The sequence below is a fragment of the Kitasatospora sp. NPDC002551 genome (assembly GCF_040296005.1).
Classification (GTDB): Bacteria; Actinomycetota; Actinomycetes; order Streptomycetales; family Streptomycetaceae; genus Kitasatospora.
This window is the reverse complement of record NZ_JBEOWI010000003.1, coordinates 255,707-267,910: the sequence shown is the minus strand read 5'-3', so window position 1 is coordinate 267,910 and position 12,204 is coordinate 255,707. Positions and strand designations below refer to the sequence as shown.

Below are 12,204 nucleotides of genomic sequence, written 5' to 3'. Positions count from 1 at the left end.
GAGGCTACGTCATCAGTCGTGCGTATGACAGTGGTCACGGGGAGTGGGCCGCCAAGTCAACGATCTTGAAACAGTACGGAAACACACCGTCCGCCTCCGGGGCGGGCGGCGGGATCCGGCCGGTCCGCTGTCCTGTTCCGGCCAGGAACCGTCCGGGCGGCGGCGGACGTAGACTCGGGGACCGTTCGAGAGCGAGGGAGTGGCGATGACGGAGCGGACGGCAGACCCGCGGGACCCGCGCCCGCTGCTCGGTGAGCCCCTCGCGCTGGACCTGCTGAACACCCGGTGGGCCGGTGTGCCGGTCAACGACCTGTTCGCCGCGCCGGACGGCTGCGAGATCTGGCTCTCCTCGGCCGGACTGGCCGACCGGTGCCCGGCGGACGCGGCCACCGCGGCCGCCCTCCTGGAGGCGCGGGAGGCACTGGCGGCGGCGGTCCGCGCGCTGGACGCGGGCCGGCTGCCGGAGGCCGGTGAGCTGGCCGGGCTGGACGCGGTGCTGCGGCACGGGCGGGTCCGGCGGGAGGCCTCGGCGGCCGGGCCGGTGGACCGGGTCGAGATGGACGAGCCGCACCGGCTGGCCGCCTGGCTGGCGGTGGACGACTTCCTGGGGCTGCTGGCCCAGGGGCCGCAGCGGATCAAGAAGTGCGCGCACGAGGCGTGCATCCTGCACTTCTTCGACACCTCGCAGAACGGCCGCCGCCGCTGGTGCCGGATGGCGGTCTGCGGCAACCGGGCGAAGGCGGCCCGGCACTACGAGAAGGTGAAGGGCTGACCCCGGGACGGTTCGTCCGCCCCGGAGCCGGCCCGGTGGGTCAGGCCTCGCCGAGCCACTCGGTGAGCGCGGCGCGCAGCTCGCCGGCGCCCGGGTCGACGGCGGCCCAGGCGGCGTAGCCGTCCGGGCGGATCAGCAGCACGGTGTCGCGCAGCTTGCCGTGCGGGTCGGCCGGGGCCGCGGTGACCAGCCGCTCCGCCCACGGGTCGGCGGCCGTCACCTCGTCATTGCTGACCAGCACGAACTTCCCGGCCCGCAGCGCCTCGTAGAGCCGCTGCGGCGCGGCCGGACCGCCCTCGCGGGGCGGCTCCAGACCGGTCAGCCGCAGGTCCGGGACACGCTTGCCGACCAGCGGGTGGGCGTCCTTGGCCGCCGGGTAGGCGATGCCGATGCCGGAGATGGTGCGGGCGCCGCGCTCCACGACCAGGTCGACGTGCTCGGCGATGGAGGCGAGCGCGCCGCGCAGCGCCCGGGTGGCCGCCGACTGGGCGAGGGCGAGCCGGATCAGCGCGCCGGAGGTGCGCAGCACCGCCCGGCCGACCGGGTGCCGCTCGGTCTGGTAGGTGTCGAGCAGCGCGTCGGTGGCCCGGCCGCGGACGGCGGCGGCGAGCTTCCAGGAGAGGTTGGCGGCGTCCTGGAGGCCGGTGTTCATGCCCAGGCCGCCGGCCGGGGAGTGGCAGTGGGCCGCGTCGCCGGCCAGGAAGACCCGTCCGGAGCGGTAGTCGGGGACCTGCCGCTCGTCGCTGTGGAAGGTGGAGCTCCAGCGGACGTCGTGCAGGCCGTAGTCCTCGCCGAGGGTCTCGCGGGCGATGCCGGCGAGCAGGTCGGGCGGGGGCGGGGTGCCGTCGGCGAACCGCTCGGCGCGGTCCCAGGCGATGATCCGGTACCAGCCGTCGCCGAACGGCACCAGGAAGGAGAAGCCGTGCTCGTTGGCGCCGACGGTGACCGCCTCGTCCGGCTCGCGCTCCAGCCGGACGTCCGCCAGCACCACCGAGTCGACCACCGACTCGCCCGGGAAGGGCAGGCCGAGCAGGTCGCGGACGGTGGAGTGGACGCCGTCGGCACCGACCGCGTAGCGGGCCCGGTGGGTGGTGGCGGCGCCGTCCTGGACGGTCTCGACGGTGACGCCGTCGGCGTCCTGGCGCAGGCCGGTGACCTCGGCGCCGCGCAGGATCGTCGCGCCGGCCTTCACCGCCCGGTCGAGGAGCAGCCGCTCGGTGCGGTACTGCGGGGTGATCAGTACGAAGGGGAAGCGGCTGGGGAGTTCGGTGAGGTCGACCCGGAGCTTGTTGAAGAGCTTCAGCGAGCCGAGCGGGCGGCCGGTGGCGATGAGCTCGTCGGCGAGGCCGCGGGCGTCCAGGAGCTCCAGGCTGCGGGCGTGCACGGCGAAGGCCCGGGTGAGGTCGGACTCGGCGGCGCGCTTCTCCAGCACGGTGACGTCCAGTCCGGCGGCGGCGAGGTCGCCGGCCAGCAGCAGGCCGGTCGGTCCGGCGCCGACCACGATGACGTCGGTGACGGTCTGCTTCTCGCTCATGTGTCAGCTCCCGGTGCTCGAACAGCGGCTGGACGCCGGGTGTGGCGTTTCCCCGCCCCCATCATCGCTGCCCGGGAGTGACCTTGTGAATCTCCGGTCCCCGGCGAGTGGCCGGGGACCGGAGGCGACCGGGTGACGGGGCGCCCGCCCCGAGCCGAAGGGCCCGCCGCCGTCGAAAGGAGGAGCGACGGAGCGACGACCGTCGGCAGCGGGTCGGGAGGGCCCGGAGGCGAGCGGGCGACTAACCGTGGCGGCGGATCTCCACGGTGCGGAACCGGTTGGCGACGAAGGCGCCGTCGCAGTACGCCGAGTTGGCGGCCGGGTTGGCACCGGTGCCGTGCAGGTCGGAGAAGGCGGCGGTCTGGTTGGCGTACACCCCGCCGGTGAGGTTGAGCGAGAGCGAGACGCCGGCGTCCAGCGCGGCCTCGACCAGGGCGGCCTCGACCTCGGGCGAGGTGGTGTAGCCGGAGGCGGTCATCGCGCCCCGGGTGCGGACGGTGTCGCGCAGCAACTCCACGGCGGCGGCGGTGTTCTCGACCGCGACGGCGAAGGAGACCGGGCCGAAGCACTCGCTGCGGTAGACCGCGCGGTCGTCCGGCTTGTCGGCGTCCAGCTTGACCAGCGCGGGGGTGCGGACGGTCGCGCCGGGGAACTCCGGGTGCTCCACCGCCCGCGGGGCGAGGGCGAGTTCGCCGTACTCGCCGCCGGCCGCGGCGGCCGAGCGCTGCAGCACGCCCGGGTTGACCACGGCGCCGAGGACGGCGGTGGCGCGGGCGTCGTCGGAGAGCAGGCCCTCGACGGCGGCCGCGAGGTCGCGGACCACCTCGTCGTAGGACTTGGCGCCCTGGTCGGTGTCGATGCCGCCGCGCGGGATCAGCAGGTTCTGCGGGGTGGTGCACATCTGGCCGCTGTACAGCGAGAGCGAGAAGGCCAGGTTGTTCAGCATGCCCTTGTAGTCGCCGGTGGAGTCGACGACCACGGTGTTGACGCCGGCCTTCTCGGTGTAGACCTCGGCCTGCTTGGCGTGCTCCTCCAGCCAGTCGCCGAAGGCGGTGGAGCCGGTGTAGTCGATCAGCCTGATCTCCGGGCGCACGGCCAGGGTGGCGGCCACCGTGCCGCCCTCGTGCTCGGCGGCCAGGCAGACCAGGTTCGGGTCGAAGCCGGCCCCGGCGAGCACCTCGCGGGCGATCCGGACGGTGAGCGCCAGCGGGAGGACGGCGCGCGGGTGCGGCTTGACCAGCACCGGGTTGCCGGTGGCCAGCGAGGCGAACAGGCCGGGGAAGCCGTTCCAGGTGGGGAAGGTGTTGCAGCCGATCAGCAGCGCCAGGCCGCGCGGGACGACGGTGAACTCCTTGGTCATCACCAGCGGGTCGCGCTTGCCCTGGGGCTTGGTCCAGCCGGCGCTCTCGGGCAGCCGGGTCTGCTCGGCGTACGCGTAGGCGACGGCCTCCAGGCCGCGGTCCTGGGCGTGCGGGCCGCCGGCCTGGAAGGCCATCGCGTAGGCCTGGCCGGTGGTGTGCATGACGGCGTTGGCGAACTCGTGCGAGCGGGCGTTGATCCGGCCCAGGATCTCCAGGCAGACGGCGGCGCGGGCGAGCGGCCCGGCGGCGGCCCAGGCCGGGCGGGCGGCGGTCAGCGCGGCGATCAGGGCGTCCGGGCCGGTGTGCGGGTAGCCGACGCCCAGCTCCAGGCCGTACGGGGAGGCCTCGCCGCCGACCAGGTCGCCGTCGGCGGGGTGGCCGGGCAGTTCGAACGGCCGGTTCAGCAGCGACTCGAAGGCGGCCTTGCCGTCCGCGGCGGCGCTCTCGCCGTAGGCCTTGGGGAACTCGGGGTAGGGCGACCAGTAGTCGCGCTTGGCGGCCGCGTCGACGGCGGCCTCCAGGGTGGCCCGGTGGCGCTCGACGAGCTCGGTGACGTGGGGGTGGGTGACCGCTGCGGACATGGTGTGCGCTCCTCAGAGGGGAGGACGGGACACGTCACAGAGTAACCGAACGATCGGTCGGCTCAAGGGGGCGGACGGATCCGGCGAGCGGGCGAGCGGCAGAGGGGCACGTCCGGTTCCGGACGTGCCCCTCTGCCGGGTCGTGGTGGGGGTCTACGGGATGCCCAGCTCGAAGATCACGTACCCGCCGTACCAGCCGGAGGCGACCGCGCCCGTGCCGAGGACGCCGGCCAGCACCGGCCAGCTCAGCTTCCGCAGCGCCACCGCGAGCGCGATCAGCAGCGGGAAGGCCGGCAGCAGGTAGCGCGAGGTGTTGCCGAAGATGCCCAGGCTGCCGAGCACCGAGACGATGGTCGCCAGCGTGTAGGCGGTCAGCACCAGCGGCGGCCGCAGCCGGATCAGCAGGATGATCAGCACCGGCAGGCTGAGCACCAGCAGCGTCGCCAGCATGTCCGCGGTGTGGTACGCGAACGGGTAGTCGTTGCGGCCCAGCAGCACCGCGCGGACCGCGGCCCAGGTGCCCTGGCCCCAGTCGAAGTAGTGCAGCCAGGCGTCCCGCTGGAGCGTGAAGTAGCCGCCCCAGTCGCCCATCCGCCGGCCCACCCAGCCGACGTAGCCGAGCAGGCCGAGCGGGGCCAGCAGCATCGCGGTCAGCGGGCGCAGCACCCCGCTCTCCCGCCGGTAGAGCTCCACCAGCGCGGCCAGGCCGACCGCGCCGATCAGCGCCGCCGAGGTGGGCCGGTTGAGGCCCGCCACCAGGGTGATCACCCCGGCCGCCACCCACTGCTTGGTCATCACGCAGTAGCAGGCCCAGGCGGCCAGCGCGACGAACAGCGAGTCGGAGTAGAGCGCCCACTCGGCGCCCGAGCCGGGGGCGATCGCCCAGAGCCCGGCGGCGATCACGCCGGCGCGCGGACCGGCCATCCGGTCCACCACGGCGTAGATGCCGGCCGCGGCGAACAGCGAGGCGATCACCGAGACCAGCATTCCGGCGCCGTACAGGCCGAACGGGCTGATCTCCGAGACCAGCCGCATCAGACCCGGGTAGAGCGGGAAGAAGGCGGCCGAGTTCTGCTCGATGGTGAAGCCGGGGGTGCCCCCGGGGACCGGCACCAGGGCCGGGTGGTAGCCGAACTGGGCGACCTGCTGGTACCACCAGCCGTCCCAGCTGGCGAGCACGTCCCAGGGGTTGGCGCCGCCGCCGAACCGGGGGTGCTTCTTGAGGTAGTCCCCGGAGAAGGAGAGCAGCTTCATGAAGACGGTGAAGCCGACCAGCTTCAGCACGGCGTAGCACCACACGGCCGGGCCGAAGCGCAGCACCAGCTCACGGGCGCGCGCGCGCCAGTCCACGGCGGCCTCGGCGGCCGAGTCGCGCCTGCGCTGCTCGGGCAGATCGGACTCGACTGCCGGTATTGCGCTCATGCGACTTCCCCACCTGCTCGGCCATGGACGGATCGTCCGCCGAGTCTAGGCTCTGGCGCCGGGATTTGGTGTGGACCAGGGCACCCGGGCGCGGCCGTAGCGGGGCGGGCGGGGATACTCGGAGGATGGCCGATCACACCACGCGTACCGCCTACACCGTGGAGTCCCTGCTCGCGGTGACCGTCGACGTCTTCAACGAGCGCGGCTACGACGGCACCTCGATGGAGGACCTGTCGCGCGCGGCCGGGATCTCCAAGTCGTCGATCTACCACCACGTGCGCGGCAAGGAGGAACTGCTCCGGCTCGCGGTCGGGCGGGCGCTGGACGGGCTGTTCGCGATCCTGGCCGAGCCGGGCGCGGTCGACGGGACGGCGGTGGAGCGGCTGGAGCACGTCGTGCGCAGGACCGCCGAGGTGCTGCTGGCGGAGCTGCCCTACGTCACCCTGCTGCTGCGGGTCCGCGGGAACACGGCCACCGAGCAGTGGGCGCTGGAGCGCCGGCGGGAGTTCGACCACCAGGTGGCCGAGCTGCTGCGGGCCGCGGTGGCGGACGGCGCGCTGCGGGCGGACGTCGAGCCGCGGCTGGCCACCCGGCTGCTCTTCGGCATGATCAACTCGATCGTGGAGTGGTACCGCCCGGGCCTCAAGGCCGCCGACGGCGTCGCGGACGCGGTGGTCCACCTGGCCTTCGACGGGCTGCGGGCCCGCAGGGCCTAATCCGGGGGGACCTGGTCCGTTTCCTCGAAGACCAGCATGGTGCGGGTGCCCAGGACCTGGGGGATGGACTGGATGCGGTTGAGCACCAGCTCGCGCAGGGCGTGGTTGTCGGCGGTGTGCACCAGCAGCAGGACGTCGAAGTCGCCGCCGACCAGGGCGATGTGCGCGACCCCGGGCAGCGCCAGCAGCTGCTCGCGCACGGTGCGCCAGGAGTTCTGCACGATCTTCAGGGTGATGTAGGCGGACGCGCCCTGACCTGCCCGTTCGTGGTCCACCCGGGCGGTGAAGCCGCGGATGACGCCGTCCTCGACCATCCTGGAGATCCGGGCGTACGCGTTCGCCCGGGACACGTGCACCCGCTCGGCCACCGAGCGGATCGAGGCGCGACCGTCCTGCTGCAGCAGCCGCAGGATCGCCCGGTCGACCCGGTCGAGTCTGGACATCTGTTCAGCCGACATGACCCCCCACCCCCACGGATTGGACGCACTGCCACCAGTCGACCGCCACCCGGGCCGATTGTCCACCACCTTCGCACGCTTCTGGTCAAGATGAACAGACGACCGAACAATCGGTAGGGAGCCCCCGCCACCCCTGGAGGTGCCCCGAGATGACCGTTCTCGACCACAGACACCACACCGCGGTGCCCGGTTGGCTGCCCGGGGCCACCGCCCCCCGCACCGACCCGGCCCCGCTGCTCCCGGACCCCGCCCCGGTCCGCGTCCTCGGTACCCCCGCCCTGGAGAAGTACGACCCCGCCCTGCTCCGCGAGCTGTACCGCCGCCTGGTCGTCGGCCGCCGGTACAACCAGCAGGCCACCACCCTCACCAAGCAGGGCCGGCTCGCCGTCTACCCGGCCTCGACCGGGCAGGAGGCCTGCCAGGTCGCCGCCGCGCTGGTGCTCGGCGAGCGCGACTGGCTGTTCCCGAGCTACCGGGACACCCTGGCCGTGGTCTCGCGCGGCGTGGACCCGCTGGAGGCGCTCACCCTGCTGCGCGGCAACGCCCACACCGGCTACGACCCGCGCGCCAGCCGGACCGCCCCGCTCTGCACCCCGCTGGCCACCCAGGCCCCGCACGCCGTCGGGCTGGCGCACGCCGCCCGGCTGGGCGGCGACCCGGTGGTCGCGCTGGCGATGCTCGGCGACGGCGGCACCAGCGAGGGCGACTTCCACGAGGCGCTGAACTTCGCCGCCGTGCTGCGGGCCCCGGTGGTCTTCCTGGTCCAGAACAACGGGTACGCCATCTCCGTCCCGCTCAGCGCGCAGTCCGCCGCCCCGACGCTGGCCCACAAGGCCGTCGGCTACGGGATGGCCGGCCGGCTGGTGGACGGCAACGACGCGCCCGCCGTGCACGGCGTCCTGGCCGAGGCCGTCGAGCGGGCCCGGACCGGCGGCGGCCCGACCCTGGTCGAGGCGCTGACCTACCGGGCCGAGGCGCACACCAACGCCGACGACGCCACCCGCTACCGGACCGAGGCCGAGGTGGCGGCCTGGCGCGAGCACGACCCGATCCTGCTGATGGAGCGCGCGCTGCGCGAGCTCGGGGTGCTGGACGACGCGCTGGCGCGGGAGGCGGCCGAGGAGGCCGAGGCGCTCGCGGCCCGGATGCGCGCCGAGTTCCACGCCGACCCGGAGCTCGACCCGATGTCCCTGTTCGCCCACGTGTACGCCGAGCCGACCCCGCAACTGCGCGAGCAGGCGGCGCGGCTGGCCGAGGAGCTGGCCGCCGAGGCCGAGGTGCAGCACTGATGACGACGGCCGCTTCCCCCACCGCCGCCTCCCCCGCCGGCGTCCGCACCGCGAGCATGGCGCAGGCGCTCAACTCGGCGCTGCGCGACGCCATGCGCGAGGACCCGGCGGTGCACGTGCTCGGCGAGGACGTCGGCGCGCTCGGCGGCGTCTTCCGGATCACCGACGGCCTGACCGCCGAGTTCGGCCCGGACCGCTGCCTGGACACCCCGCTGGCCGAGGCGGGCATCCTCGGCACCGCCGTCGGCATGGCCATGTACGGGCTGCGGCCGGTGGTGGAGATGCAGTTCGACGCCTTCGCCTACCCGGCGCTGGAACAGCTGTTCTCGCACGTCGCCAAGATGCGCAACCGCACGGCCGGCCGGCTGCCGCTGCCGATCACCGTGCGGATCCCGTACGGCGGCGGCATCGGCGGCGTCGAGCACCACAGTGACGCCTCCGAGGCGTACTACGCCTCGACCCCGGGGCTGCACGTGGTCACCCCCGCGACGGTGGCCGACGCGTACGGGCTGCTGCGGGCCTCGATCGCCTCGGACGACCCGGTGGTCTTCCTGGAGCCCAAGCGGATGTACTGGGGCAAGGCGGAGTTCGACCCGGCCGCTCCGGTCGAGCCGGTCGGTCGGGCCGTGCTGCGGCGGACCGGCAGCTCCGCGGTGCTGATCACCTACGGCCCCTCGCTGCCGGTCTGCCTGGAGGCGGCCGAGGTGGCGAAGGCCGAGGGCTGGGACCTCGCGGTGCTGGACCTGCGCACCCTGGTGCCGTTCGACGACGAGACGGTCTGCCGGGTGGTGCGTTCGCTGGGCCGGGCCGTGGTGGTGCACGAGGCCGGCGGTTTCGGCGGCACCGGCGCGGAGATCGCCGCCCGGGTCACCGAGCGCTGCTTCCACCACCTGGCCGCGCCCGTGCTGCGGGTCACCGGCTTCGACATCCCGTACCCGCCGCCGATGCTGGAGCACCACCACCTGCCCGGGGTGGACCGGATCCTGGACGCGGTCGCCCGGCTCCAGTGGGAGGACTGAGGATGATGCCCGTCGTGCGCGAGTTCACCCTGCCCGACCTCGGTGAGGGACTCACCGAGGCGGAGGTGGTGCGCTGGCTGGTGGAGGTCGGCGAGGTGATCGCGGTCGACCAGCCGGTGGTGGAGGTGGAGACCGCCAAGGCGGTGGTCGAGGTGCCCTGCCCGTACGGCGGGGTGGTGACCGCGCTGTTCGGCGAGGTGGGCCAGGAGGTCGCGGTCGGCGCGCCGCTGGTGACGGTCGCGGTGTCGCCGGGCGAGGGCGAGAAGCCGCTCGCGGCGGCGGTCGTGACGGTGGCGGCGGAGCGGGCGGCGGAGGTGGAGCGGCCGCTGGTCGGGTACGGGGTCGCCGAACCCGGGCGCAGCGGGCGGCGGCGCCGGGTCGGGGCCGGGGCGGCTTCCGCTGCTCCCGTTGCTCCCGTCGCCCCGGTGGCTCCGGCGGCTCCGGTGGCCGTCCAGGCTCCCGTGAAGGCGCCGGCCGTGCCGGCGGTGATCTCGCCGCTGGTGCGGCGGCTGGCCCGGGAGCAGGGTGTCGAGCTGGCGTCGGTCACCGGCAGCGGGCCGGACGGTCTGATCATGCGCGCGGACGTCGAACGGGCGGTCGCGGCGAAGGTCTCCGGGCCGTCCTCCGCGCCGCCGGCCCCGGTGCGGGCCGCGGAGGGGGAGGTCGTGCCGCTGCGCGGGCTGCGCAAGGCGGTGGCCGAGAAGCTCGGCCGCAGCCACCGGGAGATCCCCGCGGCGACCTGCTGGGTGGATGCCGACGCCACCGAACTGATGGCGCTGCGGCGGCAGTTGAACGCCGCCCCGGGCCCGAAGGTGAGCGTTCTGGCGCTGCTCGCGCGGATCTGCACCGTCGCGCTGGAGCGCTTCCCCGCTCTCAACTCCAGTGTCACCGAGGACGGTTCGGGCATCCTGCGGCACCCGGCGGTGCACCTGGGCTTCGCGGCGCAGGGTGAGCGCGGCCTGGTCGTCCCGGTGGTGCGGGAAGCCCAGCGGCTCACCACCGAGCAACTCGGCGCCGAACTCGGCCGGTTGACCGAGGCGGCGCGGACCGGGTCGATCGCCCCGGCCGAACTGACCGGCGGGACGTTCACCCTGAACAACTACGGGGTGTTCGGGGTGGACGGCTCCACCCCGATCCTCAACCACCCCGAGGCGGCGATGCTCGGGGTCGGCCGGATCGTCGCCAAACCCTGGGTCCACCAGGGGGAGTTGGCGGTGCGCGAGGTCACCCAGCTGTCGTTCACCTTCGACCACCGGGTCTGCGACGGCGGTACCGCGGGCGGGTTCCTGCGGTTCGTGGCGGACTGCGTCGAGCAGCCGGGCCTGCTGCTGCGGCAGCTCTGACCGGCCGCGCCGGGCACGGGATCGCCCTGGGTGGCGGGATCGCCACCCAGGGCGACGCGGATCGGGTGAGAGTAGCGCGTCCCGGGGGCGGGTGTCCGGGCTTCGCGCGATTCGTCGGATGAGCACTCCGGTCGTGTCACGCTTCCTGGGCGTCAACCGAGACAAGCCAGGTGGTGGCGAAGGCCGGCCGGAGGCGAAACGATTCTCTTGGGTACTCGAAACGTTGCGGTGAAGTCCCGCAGAACACTCCTGGTCCGTACCGGGCACGGCTCGGCGGCGGCCTCGGCCGTCCCCGGTCTGCCGCCGGCGCCGTCGGACCCGCCGGACCTGCCGCCGGCCGCCGCGCCGGCCGGGCCGCCGGTGGTCCCTCCGATGCCGGTCGATCCGCCGGCGGTCCCCGCGCCGAGCCGGCCGGACGCCGCCGCGCCGGCCCCCGTGATCGAACCGCTGTTCACCAGCGCCCCCGGTCTCAACTGGGCGGTCCCGGAGGGCTCCGCGGCTCCCGCCCCGGTGACCGCCGCGCCGCCGCCCGCCCCGGAGCACCGGGCGGTGGACGAACTGCCGCCCACCGCCCGGGACCTGGAGCTGATCCGGACCAGCCTGGCGGTGGTCGAGCCGGTCGCCGACCGGGCCACCGCGCACTTCTACGCGCTGCTCTTCCTCGGGCACCCCGAGGTCCGGGCCCTCTTCCCGGCCGCCATGGACGTCCAGCGCGACCGCCTCTTCCGTGCCCTGCTGGCGGCCGCCCGCGGCGCCGGCGACCCGCAGGCCCTGCGGGCGTACCTGGACGCGCTCGGCTGCGCCCACCGCCGGTACGGCACGCTGACCGGCCACTACGGCCCGGTCGGCGAGTGCCTGGTGGCCGCGCTGGCCCGGTACGCGGGCAGCCGGTGGACCGCCGAGACCGAGCTGGCCTGGCGCCGGGTCTACCGGCTGGTCTCCTCGATCATGGCCGAGGCCGCCGAGCGGGACGCCCGCACCTCGCCGCCCTGGTGGCAGGGCGAGGTGGTCGCGCACGAGCGCCGCACCCCGGACGTCGCGGTGCTCACCGTCCGCCCCGACCAGGCGTACCCGTACCGGGCCGGGCAGTACACCAGCCTGGAGACGCCCTGGTGGCCGCGGGTCTGGCGGCACTTCTCGTTCGCCTCCGCGCCCCGGCCGGACGGTCTGCTGACCTTCCACGTCAAGGCGGTGCAGGCGGGCTGGGTGAGCAACGCGCTGGTGCACCGGGCCGCGCCGGGGGACGTGCTGCGGCTCGGCCCGGCGGCCGGCGGGATGACCCTGGACCCCGCCGACGGCGCGGACCTGCTGCTGGTGGGCGGCGGCACCGGCATCGCGCCGCTGCGGGCGCTGGTCGAGGAGGCGGTGGAGCACGGCGCGGCGGACCGCTCGGTGCAGGTGTTCTACGGGGCCCGGCGCGCCGAGGAGCTCTACGCGCTGGACGGGCTGCGGGAGTTGGCGCGCCGGCACGCCGGGCTGTCGGTCTGCCCGGTGCTCTCCGGTCCCGGGTCCGGGACGGCGGAGGCGGCCGCGGCCGGCCTGCGGCCGGGCCAACTCCCGGAGGCGGTGGCCCGGTTCGGTCCGTGGGCCGGACGGACGGCCTACCTCGCCGGGCCGCCCGCGATGGTCCGGCGCACCAGCGGGGTGCTGCTGCGGTCCGGGGTGCCGCAGGCGCGGATCCGGCACGACCTGGCCGCGCGGTGAGCGGA

The 12,204-nt window shown here is 74.7% G+C and carries 10 protein-coding genes; 6 read left to right on the top strand and 4 right to left on the bottom strand.

Features of this window, described 5'->3' with window-relative positions; all coding sequences use genetic code 11:
* The first annotated feature begins 205 nt into the window (after positions 1-205).
* The gene (locus tag ABT093_RS05160; protein WP_350560518.1) at positions 206-772 is read left to right on the top strand and encodes a CGNR zinc finger domain-containing protein; all 567 of its coding nucleotides are present in this window, start codon (positions 206-208) and stop codon (positions 770-772) included.
* A 40-nt stretch (positions 773-812) separates the two neighbouring features.
* Here ABT093_RS05160 and ABT093_RS05155 read toward each other — a convergent pair whose 3' ends face one another.
* From ABT093_RS05155 to ABT093_RS05145, 3 genes are all read right to left on the bottom strand, one after another.
* Positions 813-2,306, bottom strand: a complete 1,494-nt coding sequence (locus ABT093_RS05155) for an FAD-dependent monooxygenase (protein ID WP_350560516.1) — start codon at positions 2,304-2,306, stop codon at positions 813-815.
* A gap of 241 nt (positions 2,307-2,547) precedes the next feature.
* Positions 2,548-4,248: a phenylacetic acid degradation protein PaaN gene (gene paaN, locus ABT093_RS05150; RefSeq protein WP_350560514.1), complete on the bottom strand. Its 1,701-nt coding sequence runs from the start codon at positions 4,246-4,248 to the stop codon at positions 2,548-2,550.
* A 153-nt stretch (positions 4,249-4,401) separates the two neighbouring features.
* Positions 4,402-5,670, bottom strand: a complete 1,269-nt coding sequence (locus ABT093_RS05145) for a putative hexosyltransferase (protein ID WP_350560512.1) — start codon at positions 5,668-5,670, stop codon at positions 4,402-4,404.
* Positions 5,671-5,795: 125 nt separating this feature from the next.
* On the opposite strand from ABT093_RS05145, the gene ABT093_RS05140 reads away from it, so the two are divergent.
* Positions 5,796-6,386: a TetR/AcrR family transcriptional regulator gene (locus tag ABT093_RS05140; protein ID WP_350560510.1), complete on the top strand. Its 591-nt coding sequence runs from the start codon at positions 5,796-5,798 to the stop codon at positions 6,384-6,386.
* Here the strand turns inward: ABT093_RS05140 and ABT093_RS05135 are convergent.
* Entirely contained in the window at positions 6,383-6,829 is a 447-nt protein-coding gene (locus ABT093_RS05135; RefSeq protein ID WP_078879731.1) for an Lrp/AsnC family transcriptional regulator, read from the bottom strand. The two genes, ABT093_RS05140 and ABT093_RS05135, sit on opposite strands and share 4 nt — an antisense overlap.
* Before the next feature lie 164 nt (positions 6,830-6,993).
* Between ABT093_RS05135 and pdhA the strand changes: the two genes are divergently transcribed.
* The 4 genes from pdhA to ABT093_RS05115 all read left to right on the top strand — a co-directional run bounded on the left by pdhA (position 6,994) and on the right by ABT093_RS05115 (position 12,199).
* Positions 6,994-8,133, top strand: a complete 1,140-nt coding sequence (gene pdhA / locus ABT093_RS05130) for a pyruvate dehydrogenase (acetyl-transferring) E1 component subunit alpha (RefSeq protein WP_350560507.1) — start codon at positions 6,994-6,996, stop codon at positions 8,131-8,133.
* Positions 8,133-9,152: an alpha-ketoacid dehydrogenase subunit beta gene (locus ABT093_RS05125; RefSeq protein ID WP_350560505.1), complete on the top strand. Its 1,020-nt coding sequence runs from the start codon at positions 8,133-8,135 to the stop codon at positions 9,150-9,152. The genes pdhA and ABT093_RS05125 overlap by 1 nt, the downstream gene beginning before the upstream one ends.
* A 5-nt stretch (positions 9,153-9,157) precedes the next feature.
* A complete protein-coding gene (locus ABT093_RS05120) occupies positions 9,158-10,495 on the top strand; it encodes a dihydrolipoamide acetyltransferase family protein (RefSeq protein WP_350560620.1) in 1,338 nt (445 codons plus the stop codon).
* A gap of 228 nt (positions 10,496-10,723) precedes the next feature.
* Positions 10,724-12,199 carry a globin domain-containing protein gene (locus ABT093_RS05115; RefSeq protein WP_350560503.1) on the top strand — a complete coding sequence of 492 codons (1,476 nt, stop codon included), beginning with the start codon at positions 10,724-10,726 and terminating at the stop codon, positions 12,197-12,199.
* Positions 12,200-12,204 lie beyond the last annotated feature (5 nt).